Origin of the sequence: Halomicrobium mukohataei DSM 12286 (genome assembly GCF_000023965.1) — an archaeon.
Taxonomy (GTDB): domain Archaea; phylum Halobacteriota; class Halobacteria; order Halobacteriales; family Haloarculaceae; genus Halomicrobium; species Halomicrobium mukohataei.
Genome location: NC_013202.1, coordinates 1,117,193 through 1,136,165 on the forward strand (window position 1 = coordinate 1,117,193; position 18,973 = coordinate 1,136,165).

Annotated in this window: 20 protein-coding genes; 13 read left to right on the forward strand and 7 right to left on the reverse strand. The window is 64.6% G+C overall.

Features of this window, described 5'->3' with window-relative positions:
- Genes HMUK_RS05600 through HMUK_RS05615 form a run of 5 tightly spaced genes read left to right on the forward strand, consistent with a single transcriptional unit; the run spans nt 1 to nt 2,561 of the window.
- Nucleotides 1-462, forward strand: a complete 462-nt coding sequence (locus tag HMUK_RS05600; RefSeq protein WP_015762146.1) for a universal stress protein — start codon at nt 1-3, stop codon at nt 460-462.
- Between the two features lie 42 nt (nt 463-504).
- A complete protein-coding gene (locus HMUK_RS05605) occupies nt 505-774 on the forward strand; it encodes a DUF5808 domain-containing protein (RefSeq protein WP_015762147.1) in 270 nt (89 codons plus the stop codon).
- Nucleotides 775-821: 47 nt separating this feature from the next.
- On the forward strand, nt 822-1,484 hold the full coding sequence (locus HMUK_RS05610; RefSeq protein ID WP_015762148.1) for a non-canonical purine NTP pyrophosphatase: 663 nt from the start codon (nt 822-824) through the stop codon (nt 1,482-1,484).
- A complete protein-coding gene (locus HMUK_RS17100; RefSeq protein ID WP_015762149.1) occupies nt 1,477-1,785 on the forward strand; it encodes a hypothetical protein in 309 nt (102 codons plus the stop codon). The genes HMUK_RS05610 and HMUK_RS17100 overlap by 8 nt, the downstream gene beginning before the upstream one ends.
- The gene (locus HMUK_RS05615; protein ID WP_015762150.1) at nt 1,782-2,561 is read left to right on the forward strand and encodes an SDR family NAD(P)-dependent oxidoreductase; all 780 of its coding nucleotides are present in this window, start codon (nt 1,782-1,784) and stop codon (nt 2,559-2,561) included. Before HMUK_RS17100 ends, HMUK_RS05615 begins: the two co-directional genes overlap by 4 nt.
- A 7-nt stretch (nt 2,562-2,568) precedes the next feature.
- Here the strand turns inward: HMUK_RS05615 and HMUK_RS05620 are convergent, their stop codons facing one another.
- Nucleotides 2,569-3,036, reverse strand: coding sequence for a DUF7384 family protein (locus tag HMUK_RS05620; RefSeq protein WP_015762151.1), 468 nt, complete (start codon nt 3,034-3,036; stop codon nt 2,569-2,571).
- A gap of 338 nt (nt 3,037-3,374) precedes the next feature.
- Here HMUK_RS05620 and HMUK_RS05625 point away from each other — a divergent pair, with 338 nt between their 5' ends.
- Nucleotides 3,375-3,989 carry a hypothetical protein gene (locus HMUK_RS05625; protein ID WP_015762152.1) on the forward strand — a complete coding sequence of 205 codons (615 nt, stop codon included), beginning with the start codon at nt 3,375-3,377 and terminating at the stop codon, nt 3,987-3,989.
- Nucleotides 3,990-4,058: 69 nt separating this feature from the next.
- Here the strand turns inward: HMUK_RS05625 and HMUK_RS05630 are convergent, their stop codons facing one another.
- A complete protein-coding gene (locus tag HMUK_RS05630) occupies nt 4,059-4,670 on the reverse strand; it encodes an MBL fold metallo-hydrolase (RefSeq protein WP_015762153.1) in 612 nt (203 codons plus the stop codon).
- Nucleotides 4,671-4,851: 181 nt separating this feature from the next.
- On the opposite strand from HMUK_RS05630, the gene HMUK_RS05635 reads away from it, so the two are divergent.
- Together HMUK_RS05635 and HMUK_RS05640 are read left to right on the forward strand one after the other, a co-directional pair.
- The gene (locus tag HMUK_RS05635; protein WP_018257335.1) at nt 4,852-5,034 is read left to right on the forward strand and encodes a DUF5786 family protein; all 183 of its coding nucleotides are present in this window, start codon (nt 4,852-4,854) and stop codon (nt 5,032-5,034) included.
- 39 nt (nt 5,035-5,073) lie between these two features.
- A complete protein-coding gene (locus HMUK_RS05640) occupies nt 5,074-5,634 on the forward strand; it encodes an endonuclease dU (RefSeq protein WP_015762155.1) in 561 nt (186 codons plus the stop codon).
- 5 nt (nt 5,635-5,639) lie between these two features.
- On the opposite strand, the gene HMUK_RS05645 is transcribed toward HMUK_RS05640, so the two are convergent.
- The 5 genes from HMUK_RS05645 to pspAB all read right to left on the reverse strand — a co-directional run bounded on the left by HMUK_RS05645 (nt 5,640) and on the right by pspAB (nt 10,709).
- The gene (locus tag HMUK_RS05645; RefSeq protein WP_015762156.1) at nt 5,640-6,296 is read right to left on the reverse strand and encodes a potassium channel family protein; all 657 of its coding nucleotides are present in this window, start codon (nt 6,294-6,296) and stop codon (nt 5,640-5,642) included.
- 280 nt (nt 6,297-6,576) lie between these two features.
- Nucleotides 6,577-7,626, reverse strand: a complete 1,050-nt coding sequence (gene radA / locus HMUK_RS05650) for a DNA repair and recombination protein RadA (protein WP_015762157.1) — start codon at nt 7,624-7,626, stop codon at nt 6,577-6,579.
- Between the two features lie 182 nt (nt 7,627-7,808).
- Nucleotides 7,809-9,539 carry an alpha/beta hydrolase gene (locus HMUK_RS05655; RefSeq protein WP_015762158.1) on the reverse strand — a complete coding sequence of 577 codons (1,731 nt, stop codon included), beginning with the start codon at nt 9,537-9,539 and terminating at the stop codon, nt 7,809-7,811.
- Nucleotides 9,540-9,636: 97 nt separating this feature from the next.
- Complete coding sequence (locus tag HMUK_RS05660) at nt 9,637-10,101, reverse strand: hypothetical protein (protein WP_015762159.1); 465 nt, start codon at nt 10,099-10,101, stop codon at nt 9,637-9,639.
- Nucleotides 10,092-10,709: a PspA-associated protein PspAB gene (gene pspAB, locus HMUK_RS05665; protein ID WP_015762160.1), complete on the reverse strand. Its 618-nt coding sequence runs from the start codon at nt 10,707-10,709 to the stop codon at nt 10,092-10,094. The genes HMUK_RS05660 and pspAB overlap by 10 nt, the downstream gene beginning before the upstream one ends.
- 2,037 nt (nt 10,710-12,746) lie before the next feature.
- Between pspAB and HMUK_RS05670 the strand changes: the two genes are divergently transcribed.
- The 5 genes from HMUK_RS05670 (at nt 12,747) to HMUK_RS05690 (ending at nt 18,962) form a co-directional block, all read left to right on the forward strand.
- Nucleotides 12,747-14,612, forward strand: a complete 1,866-nt coding sequence (locus HMUK_RS05670) for an ABC transporter substrate-binding protein (protein WP_015762161.1) — start codon at nt 12,747-12,749, stop codon at nt 14,610-14,612.
- Between the two features lie 204 nt (nt 14,613-14,816).
- On the forward strand, nt 14,817-15,824 hold the full coding sequence (locus HMUK_RS05675; protein WP_015762162.1) for an ABC transporter permease: 1,008 nt from the start codon (nt 14,817-14,819) through the stop codon (nt 15,822-15,824).
- Complete coding sequence (locus HMUK_RS05680; protein ID WP_174259132.1) at nt 15,811-16,833, forward strand: ABC transporter permease; 1,023 nt, start codon at nt 15,811-15,813, stop codon at nt 16,831-16,833. The genes HMUK_RS05675 and HMUK_RS05680 overlap by 14 nt, the downstream gene beginning before the upstream one ends.
- Nucleotides 16,834-17,907: an ABC transporter ATP-binding protein gene (locus HMUK_RS05685; RefSeq protein WP_015762164.1), complete on the forward strand. Its 1,074-nt coding sequence runs from the start codon at nt 16,834-16,836 to the stop codon at nt 17,905-17,907. It abuts the gene before it with no gap.
- Nucleotides 17,907-18,962 (forward strand): oligopeptide/dipeptide ABC transporter ATP-binding protein, encoded by a 1,056-nt coding sequence (locus HMUK_RS05690; protein WP_015762165.1) that lies wholly within the window; start codon nt 17,907-17,909, stop codon nt 18,960-18,962. The genes HMUK_RS05685 and HMUK_RS05690 overlap by 1 nt, the downstream gene beginning before the upstream one ends.
- The last annotated feature ends 11 nt before the right edge of the window (nt 18,963-18,973 follow it).

Here is an 18,973-nt window from a genome sequence, read left to right on the forward strand (position 1 = left end):
ATGGACGACGCACTCGTCGTACTCGATACGGACGAACGTGGTCGCGAACTGTTGACCGAGGCCGCGCAGCTGGCCGGTGGCGCGGACGCGCGCCTCCACGTGCTCTCCCTGCTCACCCACGAGGCGTTCGAAGAGAAACGCGAGTCTCTCGACGCCGTGGCCGCGGAGGAACACACGAGCTACGACGACGGCGTGATCATGGACGACGTTCACCAGGACGCCGAAGCAGCCGTCGAGGAGGTCGTCGGCGACTACGACGTCGAGTGGGACGTCGTCGCGGGACGCGTCGGACAGGCCGAAAACGAGGCCGACCGCATCCTCGAAGCCGCCGCGGACAACGACATCGACCACGTGTTTCTCACCGGCGACCAGCGATCGCCAACCGGCAAGGCGGTGTTCGGTGACCGGGCCCAGGCCGTGATCATCAACTTCGACGGCCCCGTGACCTCGCTGCTGGGCTGAGCGAGGAAAAACGACTTAACGCGGCGTGCCGTACCGGATTCCATGGCCGACAAACCACAGTCCGGCGAACTCTTCGGAGTGCCGTACAACTTCGAACGCCCGAGCGTTCGACGGATGCTGTCCTCGTACTGGCAACCCGGCGACTCGATGCTCGTCGAGAAACCGTTCGGGATCGGGTACTCGCTGAACCTCGCCAACTGGCGCTCCTGGGTCGTCCTCGCGGTCGTCGGCGCACTGGTCTGGCAAGAGCAGGGCGGCATCGAGGAGGAGCCAGACGCCGAGGACGAAGCGGTCGAAGTCGTCGTCGACTGAGTCGCGAACATCGACGGCTATTTTCCCGTCCTCGCCCGACTCGCGGTATGCTCAAGTTCGTCACGACCAACCCCGGGAAGGTCCACGAGGCCAGGGAGTACCTGGGCGCGGAGACGGTCGAGCAGTTCGACTTCGACTACACGGAGGTCCAGGGCGACGACCTCGCTGCCGTCGCCGCCCACGGCGCACGCGAGGCCTACCGGGCGGTCGGTGAACCCGTCATCGTCGACGACTCCGGTCTGTTCGTCGACGCGCTCGATGGGTTCCCCGGCCCGTACTCCTCGTACGTCGAAGACCGGCTCGGCATCGAGCGGGTCTGGCGACTCACCGAACCGGAAGACGACCACAGCGCCGCCTTCGAGACCGTCGTCGCCTACTGCGACGGCGACGGCTTCGAGGCCGCACCGAGCTCCGTCGATCACGACGACCGGCGCGGACACGACCTGGCCGCCGACGAGCGGGGCGGAGCGACCACCGACGCGCAGGTCGACGGTGAGACGCTCCCGGTGAAGCTGTTCCGGGGGCGCGTCCCCGGAACGATCGTCGCACCGCGAGGGGACGGCGGCTTCGGCTTCGACCCGATCTTCGAACACGACGGCGCGACCTTCGCCGAGATGGACACCGAGCGGAAAAACGCTGTCAGCCACCGCGGCCGGGCGCTTTCGACCTTCGCCGAGTGGGTCGAGACGACGGGTCGGATCGATGACTAGCGAGGGGCGACACGAGCGAAGCGAGTGTCGGCCCTCGCTGAATGCGAGCGGGAGCGAGGGGAGTGAGCGACACGCGAGCACGGAGCGAAGCGAGTGTCGGCCCTCGCTGAATGCGAGCGGGAGCGAGGGGAGTGAGCGACACGCGAGCACGGAGCGAAGCGAGTGTCGGCCCTCGCTGAATGCGAGCGGGAGCGAGGGGAGTGAGCGACACGCGAGCACGGAGCGAAGCGAGTGTCGGCCCTCGCTGAATGCGAGCGAGGCGCGCCGCGCCTCGAAAGCGAATGGGGGGACAGTCTCATGAGCGACAGCGAGGCAGCGGGGACGGCCCTGATCACGGGTGCCAGCGCCGGGATCGGTGCGGCACTGGCCCGGGAGTTCGCTCGCCACGGACACGACCTCGTCCTCGTGGCCCGCCGAGAGGACCGTCTCGAATCACTCGCGGCCGACCTCGAACGCCACGGCGTCACGGCTCACGTCGTCGCGATGGATCTGGCGGCGGACGACGCGCCCGATCAGCTGTGGGCGACGCTAGAGGACCGTGGCATCTCCGTCCAGACGCTCGTCAACAACGTCGGCGTCGGCACGCACGGCCCCTTCGCGGAGAGCGATCCCGACGCGGAGCGGAGACAGCTCCAGCTCAACGTCTCGGTGCTCGTCGAACTGACCCGCCGGTTTCTCGACGATCGGGACGCCGGGCAGGTCCTCAACGTCGGTTCGGTCGCGGGCTTCGTCCCCGGCGCGTACATGGCGGGCTACTACGCCAGCAAGGCCTACGTCAACAGCTTTTCCCAGGCGCTGGCGGCCGAGCACCGGGACAGCGCCCTCGACGTGACGGTGCTGTGTCCCGGCCCGACCGAGACGGAGTTCCAGGAGCGGGCGGGGATGGGCGACTCGGCGGTCGGTCGCACGCTCTGCTACACGCCCGAACGGGTGGCGCGGGCGGGATACCGGGGGCTCCAGCGCGGCGACCCCGTCGTCGTGCCGGGGCTGGCGATGACCGTCCTCGTGGGTCTGCTCTCGTTCGTCCCGCGCCCACTCCAGCGGTGGGGAAGCCGGCTCGTCAACGGGAATCGCTGACGGCGACCTACGCCCGCGGGTCGCTGTCCGGTCCGGGGTAGTCGCCGTCGTGGGTCGCCTCGTACACCGCCGCGGGGTCGAACAGCCGGGCGAACGCGTCCGGCGGACGGACGCTGAGGTCGGCGTGGGGCTGGATCGAGAGTCCCGTTCTGGCCGACCGGAGCGTGTCGTCGTACGACAGCAGGTGCGTGGCCTCGCCGCGGTAGGCGGCGGCAAGCCCCGGGTGGTCGTCGGGCGGGTGCTCGACGCAGTCACACGCCGTCGTCACGCGCTCGCGCCAGTCGGCGGCCAGCGAGGCGTCTGCGAGACCGGCGATCACCGCCTCGGCGTCGTCCAGCAGCGGGACGCTGGCGACCAGCGTCACCCAGTCGTGTCGGCGCACGTGATCGAGCGCGGCGCGGGCGTCCCCACCGACGAGGAGGTCCACGGCGAGTACGTCGGCGTCGGCCACGACTCGGGTCGACTCACCCGTCACGGCGTCGCTCCTCCAGTGCCGAACGCACGCTCTCGACGCTCGCCTCGTACTCCGTCGCTCGCTCGAAGAGTTCCTCCCAGGTCACGCCCGACGGGAGGGACGCACGCGAGAAAAACCCACGGACTACGCCGCCGTCGAACGCCCGTCTGACGGGTATTTATGTACGGCCGTCCTGACCCGTCGACACGGGCGCGCACACCGACTGTACATTCAGTCTCCCATCCTCCCGAGCGCGCCCGGACACCGCAACCCACCCCTCTCTTTGGTGCGCGAGCCGATGCGCTGACACCGGATCCCACAGAGACTTACGTCGGCCCCACGCAGTGGACGCCGAAGCGATGAGCAACACCGCCACAGAGCAGACCAGACCGGGATTTCCGGGCGTCAGCGTCGTCGAGGCGCTCGGCGTCCTCGCCGTCTTGCTGGCGCTGCAGTTCCTCTACGCCGCGAGTGGCTTCGCCGACGGTGTCCTGACGATCGCCCACCGGATCGCCTACATCATGACGACCGCGCTGGCCTGTACCTGGACGCTGCGACTCCACGACGGCTTCTCGCTGAAGTTCATGGGCGTCACGGTCGGCCTCGTCGCGGGCGGGATCGTCTCGATCGTCGCGTTCGCGACCGCACCGCCCCTGGCCGTGACCGCCGCCGCGATCGCCGTGCCGGTGGTCTTCGGGATTGTGGTCCGTCTCACCGACGCGCTCCCCAACTGGACGGGGACGCACACGACCCTCTTGCTGGTCGTGCTCGGCACGACGGCGATGTTCGTCGCGGCCGCCCCTCGCGATGTCGGCTCGCTCGCGTCCGTCGGTTTCGGGATCGAGATCGTCCCCGTCACCGACGGCCTGTCCAGCCGGCTCGAAATCGTTCGGGACGGCGTGACCAGCGTCGTCCACGCGCCGCTCGCCGCCGTGGGTGCCGGGCTGTACGTCCTCGGTCGCGTGTTCGAGTGACACGTAGCGAGCGGAAGCCCACCCTGAACGGGTGGGTCAGAGCGACAGCATGGCCATCCAGTCAACGCGCTACTCCTCCGGGTACTTCGGCTCTCGGCGTTCTGCCCGTTCGAGCCCGCGTTCGACGACCGCTCGAACGTCGCCCTCGAAGACGCTGCCGTGACCGGCGTACATCGCCGTAACCGACTCGGGGAGCCGGTCGAGGAGGGCCCGAATCGACTCGACGAGGCGATCGCGAGACTGGTCGGGAGCGTCGGTCCGGCCGAAACTACCGTCGTCGAACGCGCCGTCGTCGTGGACGACCACGTCGCCGGAGAACAGCGCCGTCTCGGAGACCAGCGAGACGTGGTCGTCGGCGTGGCCCGGCGTGTACACGACCGTACAGTCGTGGTCACCGACGGTGACGGTGTCTCCGTCGGCGAGTGCGTGGTCTCGTCGCGGGTGGTCGCCGTAGGCGTACAACTCGGCGTCGAACGCGTCGAGGACGGAGGCCAGCTCCGCGACGTGGTCGCCGTGCTGGTGGGTCAGGACGACGCGATCGAGTTCGTCGACGTGGTCTCTGATCGCGTCCACGACGCCGACGTACGCACCGGCGTCGACCAGCGTCGTCTGTTCGCCCGTGACCAGATAGGCGTTGCAGGTGAACGTCTCCGCGCCGTCGGTGACGGTGTAGACTGCCATCGTTCCCGATAGGGGTGGCTCGTGTTTCAGACTGCCGACTGTCCGGCCGTGAGAGACGCCACATCCGAGGTGGTGACGGCCGTGTCACTGCGCAGTCCTGTTTTCTCAGTGTCGTGTACTGCGACGGTAGCGGCAAAACCGCCGAGCGATTTATCACGGGGAATCTATAATGGTTACGTGTATGGGGTTTGGGAGCTACGACGAATCCGAACAAGACAATCAGGAGTACGACACAGAGTACGACGACGAGGATGGACTGTCCACCTCGGAAAACGAGCACGACGGTGACGTGGAGTTCGAGTTTACGGCCTCGAACGACGAACTACTGGATCGGCTCGACGACATCAAAGGCGAGAACACGTAATCGAAACCGCCAGACTGCGGGCTCGGGAGTAGTTTCGAGATGAAAGCCGGCGTCCGCGCGCTGGGCGTCGCAGAGTCGTATCGAGGGTCGACGAGCACGCTGGCCGGCGTCGTCGTTCGCGCCAGCCGGGTCGTCGACGGATTCGTTTTCGGCAGTTGCACGGTCGGTGGCAGCGACGCGACCGCCGAGATCGCCGACATGGTCGATCGGCTCGGCCGCGAGGACGTTCGGTACCTGCTGGTCTCTGGCATCGCGCCCGCGTGGTTCAACGTCGTCGATCTCGCCGAACTTCACGACGCCACCGGACTCCCGGTCTGTTCGATCACCTACGAGGAGAGCGAGGGGCTCGAATCGGCGATCCGGGACGCGTTCGACGATTCCGCGGTCGTGGACGATCGGCTGTCGACCTATCGAGCCCAGCCAGAGCGCCGTCCGGTCTCGGTCGCCGACGGAACGGTGTACGTCCGGAGTGTCGGCATCGACGTGGACCGGGCCGGCGAGGTCGTTCGCGCGTTCACGCCCGAGGGGGGACGGCCGGAACCGCTCCGGGTAGCGCGGCTGGCCGCCAGCGCTGCCGACGCCGCTGACCGAGAGCAGTAAGCCGACTACGTGCCCTTGAGCGACGTTCGCACGTCGTCGAGCGTCCCGGGACTGGCCATGACTGCGACGGTGTCGCCGGCAGCCAGCTTCGTCCGTGGGAGCGGGATCGTCATCGGTTCGCGGTCGCTCCCGTGCGCGTAGATCCGCGCGTCGCCGGGGAGATCGAGCGCAACGACGCGCTCGCCGACGACGGGCGATCCGTCGGGGACGGTGACGCTGGCGACCGAGAGCTGTTCGGTGAGGTCTGCCAGGACGTTGAAGTCCCCGCCCAGCAGCGCGGTCTTGGCACCCGCCGCACCGAGTCGCTCGGGGTAGACGATCTCGTCGACGTCGGCGGCGTACTTCTCGTAGATTTCCTCGCGGTAGTCGGCGTCGATCCGGAGGACGGTCCGACAGCCGTGTTCCTTGCCGATCATGCAGGCCGCGAAGTTGGTGTTGAGGTCGCCGGTCAGCCCCGCGATGGCGTCGGCGTCGTCCAGCTCCGCCTCTTCGAGGACGGACTCGTCGTTGCCGTCGCCTCGGACCGTCTCGAACCCCTCCTCAGCGCTCCGATCGGCCTTGTCGAGGTCGTTCTCGACGATGACGACGGCGTGGCCCTCGCTGTCCAGGATGCGTGCCGTCCGCGTCCCGACCCGACCGTAGCCGACGATGACGAACTTCATACCGCGTGGTACGTCACCATCCCACAAAATGCTGCCGCCCGATCGGTCGGCGACTGGGTTCGACGGACGTGAGCTAATCCCACGTCACGAACCCCCTCGTTTCGGCTAGAGATCGACCCCCGTCTTGCGGTTCTTCTGGACCACGTTCACTTTCACCGCGGTGCGTCAGACGCGCGAAAGACGCAGGATATCGGCGGGTTCGAGGGGAAACGGAGGGGTCGTGGTGAGTGTTCTCACCCCGTTGCGGGGGCCGGTCTCGAACGGCGGGCGTCGCCGTGAGTCACTCGTCCATCAGGCCGCCCTCTTCGACGCGCATGACCGCTTCGCCGTCCGGGAGGTTCGGCGCGTCGACGAGCTTGACGATTCGCTTGTTCCCTTTAGACTTCCGGAGGTAGATGCGGAACGTCGACGTGTGGCCCAGAATGTTCCCGCCGATGGGCTGGGTCGGGTCGCCGAAGAAGGAGTCGGGGTTGGCTGCGACCTGATTGGTGACGACGACGGCGGTGTTGTTGAGGTCGCCGACGCGCATCAGGTCGTGGAGGTGCTTGTTGAGCTTCTGCTGGCGGTCGGCCAGTTCGCCACGACCGACGTACTCGGCGCGGAAGTGGGCGGTCAGCGAGTCGACACAGAGCAGGCGGACCGGAAAGTCGTCGTCCTGACTCTCGCTGGCGATCTCCTGGGCCTTCTCTGCCAGCAGGATCTGGTGGTTGGAGTTGAACGCCTTCGCGACGTGGATCTTGTCGAGGACGGACTCGACGAGCGCTTCCAGCAGTTCCTCGTCGCCCGCGTCGGCGTCGCCCGCTTCCTCGACGATGCCGTGAAGCACCATCGTGTCTTCGAGAACGTCGTCGTCGAGGCCGCGGACCATCTGATCGATCCGCTCGGGGCGGAACGTGTCCTCGGAGTCGACGAAGATCGCGCTCCCCTCCAGACCGCCGTGTTCGGCCGGTAGCTGGACGGTCACCGAGATCTGGTGGGTGACCTGGGACTTGCCGGCCCCGAACTCGCCGTACACCTCGGTGATCGACTGGGTCTCGATGCCACCGCCCAGCAGGTCGTCGACCTCCGAGACCGACCAGGTGAGCTTCCCGATCTGTTCGCGACGCTCCAGAACGGTCGCGCCGGTCTCGAACCCGCCGATGTCGGCGGCCTCTCGGGCGGCCTGGATGATGTCGGCCGCCGACGACTCGCCGATGTCGGCCGTGTTCGACAACTCGCCGGGGGAGGCGACGGCGATTCCCTGATAGCCGTCGAAGCCGTTGTCCTTGAGCTTCTCCGCTGTGGCCGGACCGACGCCCGGCAGCTCTTCGAGGTCCTCTGATGTGGACATACACGTGGCTTGTGCGTCGGGGGTAATAAACCTCCGTTAACAGTAGAGTGAAAGTGAAAGTGGCCGCCAGCGAGGGGACACTCGCCAGTCGATGCGAACGTTCAAACGAGAGGAGCGGCCCGTCGTCGGAAACGGACGGTGAACGGAGAGTCGACCGGATGGCAGGAGAGCCGACCGGACGGCTACAGCGGCGCGTGCGTCGCGGTCCCCGCGACGAGGACCAGCGCCACGAGCAGACTGTTGACGAACGCGCCGACCCAGACGCGACCGGTCCGCCGGAAGAAGTACGTGGAGACGGCGGTGACGATCGAGAGCAGGGCGACGAACTGGAGGGCGACGATCGTCAGGAGCGGCTGGCCGAAGGGTGAAGGACTACCGGCCAGCAGGACGCCGTACTGTACCGCGAGGAGCAGGACGAACCCGCCGACGACGGCGATCCAGTTGTGGGCCAGCGCCTCCCGGAAGGAGCGGTCGCCGGTTCGGAGCTGGCCGTGCAGTAGCAGCTCCAGTGCGAGGAAAAACAGCGTCAACGGCACCAGGTACACCAGCGCGATCCGGAACTGCGTGAGCGTCGGGAGCTTCATCGCGAACACCCAGAAGCGGAAGTCGGTGCCAAAGAGGTAGCCCACGGCCCCGAGCGTGCCGAGGAAGCCACCGACGATCGTCGCCGCCGCGACGGCCGAACGGGCGACCGTTCGCCAGCCGTCCGTGTCGAACCCGTAGCGCGCGAGCGAGTCACGGTCCGACCGATAGTGCCACGCGCCGACCAGCCCGGCGACGATCAGGCCGTTCCCCAGGGCCCACACCATCACGCCGTTGGTGATCTGCTGGGGGAACAGCCAGCTGATCGGGACGAACCCCTGGCCGACGAGGTTCAGCGGGAAGTAGGTCACCACCGGGACGAGTGCGGCCACCGCGACCGCGCCGTACCAGCTTCGCCCCTCGACGCCGGCCGGCTCGGGTACCGTCCGGCGGAGATCCGAGAAGCGCCGGTCCGAGAGGACCATCGCTCCGAAGGGGAACAGGAAGAGGACCCCGCCGAGCAGCGAGGCCAGCGTTCCCAGCTCTTTGAGCCACCAGATCTGGTTGCCCGGCGGTAGTTCGTCCTCGCCGTCCAGCGTCACCTGCATCCACTCGACCGCGTCGCCGACGGCGGTCGTCGAGAGGTGGTCGCCGGGGTGGGTCGTCGACGGAGTGTACAGACGGCGAGCGGTTCCGTCTTCGAGACTCCCGTAGGTCCGTCCCTCCTCGACGGGTTCGTCAGTGCCGAACAGCGTCTGGAGCTTCTCGCTTCGCTCGACGTTCGACGCGTGGGGCACACCCCACATCAGCATCGAGAACTCGTCGTACTCGCTGAAGACGACGGCCGTGTTGCGCGGGAAGGTCGCGTTGCCGTCGGCGACCCCCGAGTTCCCCGTCGAAGAGCCGACCAGCGCGACCGACTCGTAGCCGTCCCGGTCGCTCTGGGCCGCTGCGACGCTGGCCCAACCGCCCATCGAGTGCCCTTCGAGCCCGACGTTGTCGTCGTCGACGAACGCCAGCGACCGCATATACGACAGGGCCGGTGGGCCGCCGAAACCGTTCCCGAACGCTGGGGGATCGGAGTGGCCGTGACCGGCCTGATCGATCGCCAGGACGACGAACCCGCGACGCGCGAACTCGATGGCGAACGGGGACTGTGTCTCGCGGGTGTTGATGTAGCCGTGGGTCGCGACGACCCCCGGGCTGGGATCGTCGGCACTAGCACCGGGCGGGACGTACAGGGTCCCGTGGATCATCTGTCCGTCCGGAGCGGCAAAGCGCACGTCTCTGGTCTCGACGCTTCCGCCGTCGGTCTGGACCAGGTACGCGACCGTACCGCCACCGAACACGAGCAGGAGTGCGATGAACAGGACTGTCGTCTTTCGTGTCATCCTATACCGCGTTGCAGATGCATGTACAAATACTTTTCCAGTATTGAGAAATGAGTGTATATTAGTTACCAGCGTTAGCACGACGGATGGCGGTGGACTACAGTAGATTCGAGCCGAGCGCGGCGAGCGAGAGGCTCCCCGCGAACACCGCGACCGAAAAGACCCCCTCGGGCGCGGACACGAACTGCTCGCCGACGAGCCCGACGAGCAGGACGGCCCCTGCGAGGGTCGAACGGCGGGGACTGTCGGCCAGCGAACCGACGAACGTTCGGAGCTGCCAGCCGAGCGTGTCGAGACCGTCCCGGAGTCGCTGACCGACCGGGCGGTTGTCGTCGGGGTCGTCGGCCGGTTCGAACGCAGTGAGATCGTCGCGGTCGACGGTGAACACCTCACCGGTGTGCTCGCGGCGCGCGTCCGCGTCGGCGACCCGGAGTAGCGTCACCGTCTCGCTGCCCGTTCCGACCACGCGGTAGACGCCGGGCGCGGCGTCGGGCTCGATCGCCGCTGGCTCCGACAGCGAGACGTGATCCGAGACCGCGACTCCGTCGGGCGTCACTCCCACGGGTGGTTCCCCGGCCGGTCGGGCCACAGCGGGTACCAGTACTCCTTGTCCGGTTCGACGGTCAGCTCGCCGTCGAGGTTCGAGTCCAGCTTGAACTCGGCGGAGGCCTCCCGCTCGTGGCTCTCGTCGGCTTTCGGTGCGAACGGGTAGTACGCGCCCCGCCGGAAGGAGTACACCCAGTAGACGAGCTGCCCGTCGCGTTCGCGCTCGAAGGCGAAGACCGCAGCCAGGAGTCGGGACCCGTACCGTGCCTCGATCAGCGTGTCGGCGGCGAAGTGGATCGACGTGACCAGATCCTCGAAGCCGTCGTCGTGCAGGACGATCCAGTCGTAGCCGTGTTCGTCGGTCGTGAAGTCGGCGGTCGTTCCCGTATCCACTTCGCCGGCTTCGAGGATCGCCTCGACCTCCGCCATCGCGTCCTGAAAGTCGGTGTTGTCGACGTCGGCGAAACACAGCGCGGCATCGCCGGTCGGGGCGTAGCCTAGGTCGGCCTCCATTGTGACGTAGGCCGTCGACATCCCGAAGAGGTCTTCCGGGTCGGCGTCCCGAGTCGCGTCGGCTTCGGCCTTCGTCCCGAGGATGCTCTTGAGTCCGTCCAGCAGTCCCATACACGTCCCGTGGAGGCGTATGCCCTTATGTGTTGTAGAACGGAACTATCTGGCCATGTCGGACAGAATTATACGATCTAAGAAGTAAATGTGCAACTTTCACTAACGTATATCTGGTTAGGGATTTTATATACCTCATTTCTCACACCAAATGAGAAGATATGAATATAAAAACGTCCAATAACTGCACTTCAGAGAGATATACGGACAGAAATGACGGCCGATAGCTTGATATCCTCATACGCTGCTTCGCGAGACGGATACGGGGATCGACGGCCTCGGTTCGGTGACGTGTAGTCACGACGCGCCGTTTCGACGCCGTGTCGATAGTACCAGTGTTACGCCTCTCTGGTGTTCACTATTAGGAAATAACAACACGATCTTTCGCACTGTACACGGCTGGGTCGGACCACTCCAGCCGACGTGTGTTTCCCACTGTCTGGGTTGTCCCCTACTGGAGGAACCCACGGCCTCTGGTTATTAGGGTCCTCGACATATCCGGTGTAACGGATTTTTTCACTGTTGGGTGAGTGGACCGTACGGTGTTCCGGGTAGCTGACTCACTTCTCAGGGCTGTCGGCACTGGTTCTTGAGGAGAATCGTCTTCAGAGTCCGACTGGTGATACGGCAGTCTCTGGTAACAATAACGATTGTACCACTATTACGTTTTTGCCCGACGTTTCTTGATAGTATATGTATGCCGGTTGTTCAGGACACATCCGATGTTTGTTTCTCATGACGAAAGTCAACGGGGAACACGGGTCATGTGAACTCTCAACAACGTACAGGGAAGCCGTTGAGTGGGTCACTGCGGTCGAACTCGGAGATGAACCCCATGATCGAAAATGCCGACGGACAGTCGTGTCGAGACCATCGCCGCTATATAGAAACGCTCAGGAAGCTTAGGGGAAACACTCTCAGAGAGATACTCAACCGAAACATGGTTCGGGAGCCCGCGTCTCTCGCGTATCGTCGAATCTTCCCTCGCTGTCCGCACTGTCAGTCTCACCGCTCTGAACTACCGATCACGTTCGGGGATAGACGACCGACGGCATCGCTAGTCCAGTTCCAGCCGGTCGAGATGTGTTTCGGTCCGGTCGTCGGGCGTACGCGGTCCCGTACTGTTAGCCGTAGCTTCCCGAAGATATTCTCTGCTCTGGAGTGGCGAAGTCGTTTACAGATGTACATCTGACAGTATCAGCATCGGACGCCCCACGCGCTTGACTCTGGCCGTCCTCCAAACACTCAAGATGTGAGACAGTGTAGAAACGTGATAATACGGCCTCACAGACACTGTTCGGGAAGTACGACAACAGGCTTTCGACGACTGTGGGACGAATACGCAAACCTTCTCGTCGGAGACTATATCGCGGATTTAAGCGGCTAACAGCTGAACTATCTCTCGCCGTGACTACCAGCGCACTCCCAGTGCTCTCTCCGTGCTCCTGGTTACTCTCCCGTACTGATGCGGAATGCACGTCGAGAGACGCTCTGACCCTGCTCTAGGCAGACGACGCTCGAACGATGGCCTGTCGGTCGAACCCCCAACGAACTGCTGTCGATAGTTGTCCCGGCCACCATCGATAGTGATGGTCTTGGCTGCCTGCCACAATAGACTCGCTCACACGGGTACGCCGACGCTCCGGTCTCAGATGCTACCGGCGTTCGCCATCGACGTACTCCATCGTGTACCGGGTCGGAACCTTCGGAGAGAAGCACTTTCGTCGGTGCCTCGTCGGCGCTGGGCTGTCTCTGGCTGTGGTGCCTGCTCACCGATTGCTCGCTTCGGGCCACAACGATATTGTGTAATGCTCGAACGACTATGCCGGTCACAATTCGGCAGACGTTGCCATCTGCAGGCCACTTGCGGTTCGGTGTGTGGCCCAATACCATCTGTTCGACATTCGCGCTGAGGCTCGGGTTTTCCGACATAGGCCGAAAAAACGTTAGCTAGCTTCTTCAAATCCTTATCTGAACCCCCTGTGTAGAATTATCCAAAACCTTTATTATCAGACAACGACGCGGGATAACGTGGATATGGCAGACAAGTCCAACGACTACAAAGACGTTCTTAGCCGCCGCCGGTTCGTCGCGCTGACAGGCGCGGCAGGTGCTGCTGCACTTGCCGGCTGTGACGGCTCGGAAGGTACGGATGACAGTACGCCGGCCGACGAGGGTGGGGACGACGACACGTCGACCGAAGACGACGACATGTCGACCGAAGACGACTCGATGGAAGTCGCCGACGTGCGACACCGCAGCGGGACGAGCCTCTCGCCCGCGGACATCCAGTTCAACCCGTGGGGCCAGAACACCGCACAGATCTCGAACGAGCTCATCTTCGATCCGTTCGCGGAGTTCAACTACGCTACTGGCGAGTACGTTCCCGCGATCATCGAGGAGTGGGAGTACACGGGCGATACCTTCGAGATGGTCATTCAGGAGGGTGCGACCTGGCACGACGGCGAGCCCGTCACGGCCCAGGACCTGGCGACCTATCTCCGACTCGACCGCGAGTCGGGCAGTTCGATCTGGGACTGGGGCAGCGACGTCGAGGAGATCGACGACCGGACCGTCGCCATCACTATCGAGGGCGACATCAACCCGTCGCTGATCGAGTTCTCCGTGATGGAGAATCGGCTCACCACCAAGCACTCCCGCTACGGCGACGTTCTCTCGGAGACGCAGAACGCGGACGACAACACGCCGCTGACGGAGTTCGTCGACGACGAGCCGATCGGCAACGGGATCTTCCAGTACGGCGAGGCCGACGAGCAGGTAATTCTCACCGAGCGCCACGCCGATCACCCCAACGCCGACAACGTCAACTTCAAAGAGTACGCCTTCCAGTACTTCGACGGCAACACGGCGATCCACCAGGCGCTGCTCTCGGGGAACATCGAGAGCATGTTCGCCATCTACACGCCGGGCAACGTGGTCACCGACCTGCCTGACTCGATGAACGAGTACCGCACGCCACGGAACGGCGGCGTCGGGATTATCCCCAATCACAATCACGACCACCTCGGTCGACGCGAGGTCCGTCAGGCGATCGCCTACGCCATGAACCGAACGCAGGTCGCGGCGAACTCCGACCCGCGTACCAAGGTTGCCCCGCGCATCCCCACGGCACTGCCCAACGCCCAGCTCGAGAACTGGCTCGGCGACTCCATGGAGGACTTCGAGACGTACGGTCGTGAGTCCAGTGAGGTAGAGAAGGCAGCGAGTGTGCTCAAGGAGGCCGGCTACAGCCGCAACGGCGACGACGTGTGGGAGGACGAGGACGGCAACACCCTCTCCTTCGAACTCATCGCGCCCGGTGGCTGGTCCGACTGGGTCACTGCGATGGAGTCCGTGGCCGATCAGCTCAACGCCGCCGGCATGGACGTGGAGTTCTCGACGGTGCCGTTCGGTGACCTCGGCGGATCCGACGGCCGCTGGGCACAGGGGAACTTCGACGCGACCGCCGAGTACTGGACTGCGGCGTTCGCGCGTGCCGCTCACCCGTACCACAACCTGCGCCACCAGATGGTCAACCCCAAGGCGACGCTGCGCGAAAACGGCTACGCCTATCCGGGTGCTGTCGAGGACCGCGGCGGTTCCGAAGCCGACATCACCGTTCCGGCACTCGACGGCTCGGGCGAGCTGACGGTCAACCCGGTCGAGGACGTCGGTACGCTCGGTTCGACCAGTGACAGCGACACTGAGGCCGAGCTCGCGCTCGAACTCCTCTGGGTCTCCAACCAGGATCTCCCGATGATCCCGATCCAGGAGGGGCTGAACCAGACGTTCATCTCCTCGAAGCGATTCGATATTCCGGCCGAAGACGCCGAAGTCGCCCAAGTGCAGTACGCGAACACCTGGCTCCCGCGCCAGGGCGAGATGACCTACAACGGCAACTAACGGACAGCTACCTGGCCCGGATCCCTGGGTGGGAGGTCGGGGCCACGCCGCTGTCGTCGCGAGCGTCGGTCCACCGCATCGACGGAGTGACAGCGAGCCTGCGACCGACGCAGTTGACGAACTGACGTTTTCCTCGGGGACACCCGGTTCGGCGAACCGCCAGGAACCGTAATCCATATTTGTGTGAAGCGTAAGGACTCCATCATGCGCTACTACGCAGAACGGGTAGCTCGCTCCGTGTTAACGGTGTGGGCCGCCGTAACACTGACCTTCGGAATCCTTCGACTGATGCCAGGGGGACCACTGGTACAGCTCCGGGGGCAGCTATCTCGACGGAACATGTCACCGGAAGAGATAGAAAACCAGATGGCAGTGTACAAGGAACGACTCAACTACGCGGACGCTCCGATCCACGAGCAGTACATCACCTACGTTTCGAGCCTGCTCCAGGGAGACTTCGGGGAGTCGCTCAAGGAGGGCGAGCCGGTCCTCCAGCTCATCGGCGAGGCGCTCCCGTGGACGGTGTTCGTCATGACGGTGGCGACGATCCTGATCTTCGCGATCGCGATCGTCTGGGGGGCGCTGACAGCGTACAGGGAGGGATCGACGTTCGACAAGGTCTCCTCGGTGGCCGGTGTGCTCCTGGGATCGATCCCGTTCTACGTGTTCGCGTTCATCCTGTTGCTGTTCCTGGCCTACGAGAACAAGTTCTTCCCGGCCAGCGGGCGGATGACGCCGTTGACCGATGTGGAACTGACGGTCGATTTCATCGTCGACGTACTACACCACGCGGCGCTGCCGATCGCGTCGGTCGTCGTCGTCCAGGCCGGGCTCCAGATGCTGTCGATGCGTGGGAACAGCATCCAGGTGCTGGGGGAGGACTACGTCCGTGTGGCCAGACTTCGTGGGCTCTCTGACCGCCGGATCTCGACGCGGTACGTGGCGAGAAACGCGATCTTGCCGATGTACACCGGCTTCCTGACGCTGATCGGCTTCAACATCGGAAACTCCGTAATTCTCGAACAGGTGTTCACCTATCGAGGGATCGGGTACGTCATGTTCGACGCGCTCGAAGTCCAGGACTACTCGATACTGATGGGCGTGTTCCTGGTGTTTACCATCATTCTCGTCGTCGCAGTGCTGATCGCAGACCTGACCTACTCATGGGTCGATCCGCGGGTCAAATCGGGTGATGCAAGTGAAGCATACTGACTCAGACACGGACGGTGAAGAGTTCGTCTTCGAAACACAGACCTCGACTGTCGAAACGTCTCGCAGCGAACGACTGCGAGACTTCTACGAGGAGTTCATCTACAAGCCGGGTCTCGTCGCCCTCGACGACTCGCGGACCCTCATCGGCGGCGTGATCCTCTTCGTGTTCATCCTCATCGCACTGATCGGAACGCGGGTGTATCCCGCACCGGTCACCAACCAGGTCGAGCGGAGCCTCAAGCCGTTCGAGACGATGAACGCACCGCTGGGATCGAACCCGTCGGGCACCGACCTCCTCGCGCAGGTCATCCACGCGACGCCGTCGATGCTGATCCTGGTGACCGCGGGTGCGGTCTTCTCGACGTTCATCGCGGTCTTTACCGGGACCGTCTCGGGATACAAGGGCGGTACGACCGACCGCGTCATCACGACGATCTCGGACATCGCGATGTCGATCCCGGGGCTCCCGCTGGTGATGGTGCTGGCCGTGACCATCAAGCCCGAGAATCCGGCCGTCGTGGGGATCCTCCTCACGATCAACTACTGGTCGGGGCTCGGCCGAGCGATCCGGTCGCAGGTGCTGACGCTGCGCGAGGAGTCGTACGTCGAGGCCTCGCGGACGATGGGTGTGAGCACTCGACGGATCCTGACGAAAGACATTATCCCGAACCTGATGCCGTACATCCTGGTCAACTTCGCGTTCGCCGCGCGATACTGCATCTTCGCTGGCGTCGGGCTGTACTACCTCGGCGTGTTGCCGGCGGACCTGGCAAACTGGGGACTCCAACTCGACAGTGCGTACAACGACTACAGCGCACTCGTCGGGAGCGGCTCGGAGTATCTGGTGATCGTTCCGATGATCCCCATCGCTCTGCTGTCGCTCTCGCTGGTGTTGCTCGCCCAGGGCCTCGACCGGATCTTCAATCCGCGCGTTCGCACTCGGCTGGCCGGGGAGTCGGAGTCGATCGAAGAAGAGGACGACGACGTCGTCCACACGGGGGGCGTCTAAATGGCCAGTACGACCGTCGAAACTCGCGAGCCAGACGCGGAGGATCCCGTCGTAGAGATCCGGAACGCCTCGGTGACCTACGACGACGGCAACTCCTACGTCCTCGATCACGTCTCGATGGACGTTCACCGTCACGAAGTGATCGGCGTCATCGGCGAGAGCGGTTCGGGCAAGTCGATGCTCGCCGAGTCGATGCTGGACTCGATTCCAGATCCCGGCATATTGCGCGGACAGGTCACGTACAACCCGACTGAGGGCGAGCCCATCGACGTGCTCGACCTGACCACCGAAGAGCTGCGACAGCTCCGCTGGGAAGAGATCTCGATGGTGTTCCAGGGCGCGATGTCGTCGTTCAACCCGACGATGCGCGTCGGAAAGCACTTCGAGGAGACGCTGTCCGCCCACGACGCGGACGTCGACGAGGGGCTGGCGTTCGCCCGCGAACTGCTCCAGGACCTCTATCTCGAACCCGACCGCGTGTTGAACTCCTATCCTCACGAGCTGTCCGGCGGGATGCAACAGCGGGCCCTGATCGCCCTGTCGCTGGTGCTGGAGCCCGAGCTTCTCGTGATGGACGAGCCGACGGCGGCGCTTGACCTGCTGATGCAGCGCTCGATCCTGCGACTGCTCCGGGAGCTCAAAGAGAAGTACGACCTGACGATGGTCTTTATCACGCACGACCTCCCGCTCATCGCGGCACTCGCAGACAGACTCGCGATCATGTACGCCTTCCACCCCGTCGAGATCGGACGGACCGAAGAGATCGTTCGGAACGCGGCCCACCCGTACACGCGGGCGCTGCTGAACTCGACGCCGAACCTCGACGCACCCATCGAGGAGATGGTCCCGATTCCCGGTTCGCAGCCGGCACCGATCAACGTGCCAGACGGCTGTGCGTACCATCCGCGGTGTCCGCTGGCCGACGAGCAGTGTCGCTCTTCGGAACCGGACTACGCGTCGATCGGCGACCGTCACGCGTCCGCGTGCTACCACTGGGAGGACGCACGGGACGAAATATCGCTCAACTACTCGGAGAACCTTGGCGACGCCGCCCGCTCCGGAGGTGACGAGTGATGCCGGGTGACGAAGTCGTGTTGACCCTCGAAGACGTCGAGGTTCACTTCGAGAACAAGTCGTCGCTCCTCGATTTCGGTGGTGAGTCCGAGACCGTCAGAGCCGTCGACGGCGTCTCACTCGACATCTACGAGCGCGACGTGATCGCACTGGTCGGCGAGTCGGGCTGTGGGAAGACGACGCTGGGCAAGACTTCGATCGGTCTCCAGCGACCCACCGGCGGCTCGGTGAAGTACCGGGGCGAAGACATCTGGGACATCCGTGACGGAAAGGTCGACACCGACACCGAGTGGGCCGACATCCGCCAGTCGCTCCAGATCATCCACCAGGACCCCGGCGCGTCGCTGAACCCGAACCGCCGGCTCGTCTCGATCCTCTCGGAGCCGCTCCGACAGGTCAACCCGAACCTCTCGAAACAGGAGAAGCGCGAACGCATCTACGCGCTCTTAGAGCGTGTGGGTATGACGCCGGCTGCCGACTTCGCCGAGCGCTACCCACACCAGCTCTCGGGCGGCGAACAACAGCGCGTGGCCCTCTGCCGGGCGCTGTTGATGAATCCGGACGTGATCTTGGCCGACGAGGCTATCAGCGCCCTGGACGTGTCGCTGCGCGTCGAGATGATGGACCTGATGCTCGACCTCCAAGAGGAGTTCGACACGTCCTACGTGTTCATCAGCCACGACCTCTCGAACGCTCGTTACTTCACCGCCCACAGCGGCGGGCGAATCGGCGTGATGTACCTGGGACAGATCGCCGAGATCGGTCCGGCCGAGGCGATGATCCAGGATCCCCACCACCCCTACACCAACGTCCTCCGGTGGGCGACGCCGGACCTCTCCCTGCAGGACGCGGGCGAGGTCCCGATGCGCAAGATCGACATCCCGGACCCGATCGATCCGCCGAAGGGCTGTAACTTCCAGACGCGGTGTCCAGAGGCCCGAGAGGCCTGCCGACAGGCGGACCCACAGACCTACCACGCGGAGAACCAGCGCGTCAGGTGCTTCCGCGAGGACGAGGACCACGAGTACTGGGAGAGTCCGGAGCTGACGGACTAGTCCTGCCCACG

Bases quoted from the DNA above. Each gene is read 5' to 3' on its own strand.
- HMUK_RS05605 (WP_015762147.1), top strand. From the start codon at position 505: ATGGCCGACAAACCACAGTCCGGCGAACTCTTCGGAGTGCCGTACAAC.
- HMUK_RS05645 (WP_015762156.1), bottom strand. From the start codon at position 6,296: ATGAAGTTCGTCATCGTCGGCTACGGTCGGGTCGGGACGCGGACGGCA.
- HMUK_RS05635 (WP_018257335.1), top strand. From the start codon at position 4,852: ATGGGGTTTGGGAGCTACGACGAATCCGAACAAGACAATCAGGAGTAC.
- HMUK_RS17100 (WP_015762149.1), top strand. From the start codon at position 1,477: ATGACTAGCGAGGGGCGACACGAGCGAAGCGAGTGTCGGCCCTCGCTG.
- HMUK_RS05670 (WP_015762161.1), top strand. From the start codon at position 12,747: ATGGCAGACAAGTCCAACGACTACAAAGACGTTCTTAGCCGCCGCCGG.
- HMUK_RS05690 (WP_015762165.1), top strand. From the start codon at position 17,907: ATGCCGGGTGACGAAGTCGTGTTGACCCTCGAAGACGTCGAGGTTCAC.
- HMUK_RS05675 (WP_015762162.1), top strand. From the start codon at position 14,817: ATGCGCTACTACGCAGAACGGGTAGCTCGCTCCGTGTTAACGGTGTGG.
- HMUK_RS05630 (WP_015762153.1), bottom strand. From the start codon at position 4,670: ATGGCAGTCTACACCGTCACCGACGGCGCGGAGACGTTCACCTGCAAC.
- radA (WP_015762157.1), bottom strand. From the start codon at position 7,626: ATGTCCACATCAGAGGACCTCGAAGAGCTGCCGGGCGTCGGTCCGGCC.
- HMUK_RS05610 (WP_015762148.1), top strand. From the start codon at position 822: ATGCTCAAGTTCGTCACGACCAACCCCGGGAAGGTCCACGAGGCCAGG.
- HMUK_RS05655 (WP_015762158.1), bottom strand. From the start codon at position 9,539: ATGACACGAAAGACGACAGTCCTGTTCATCGCACTCCTGCTCGTGTTC.
- HMUK_RS05685 (WP_015762164.1), top strand. From the start codon at position 16,834: ATGGCCAGTACGACCGTCGAAACTCGCGAGCCAGACGCGGAGGATCCC.
- HMUK_RS05615 (WP_015762150.1), top strand. From the start codon at position 1,782: ATGAGCGACAGCGAGGCAGCGGGGACGGCCCTGATCACGGGTGCCAGC.
- pspAB (WP_015762160.1), bottom strand. From the start codon at position 10,709: ATGGGACTGCTGGACGGACTCAAGAGCATCCTCGGGACGAAGGCCGAA.
- HMUK_RS05600 (WP_015762146.1), top strand. From the start codon at position 1: ATGGACGACGCACTCGTCGTACTCGATACGGACGAACGTGGTCGCGAA.
- HMUK_RS05625 (WP_015762152.1), top strand. From the start codon at position 3,375: ATGAGCAACACCGCCACAGAGCAGACCAGACCGGGATTTCCGGGCGTC.
- HMUK_RS05640 (WP_015762155.1), top strand. From the start codon at position 5,074: ATGAAAGCCGGCGTCCGCGCGCTGGGCGTCGCAGAGTCGTATCGAGGG.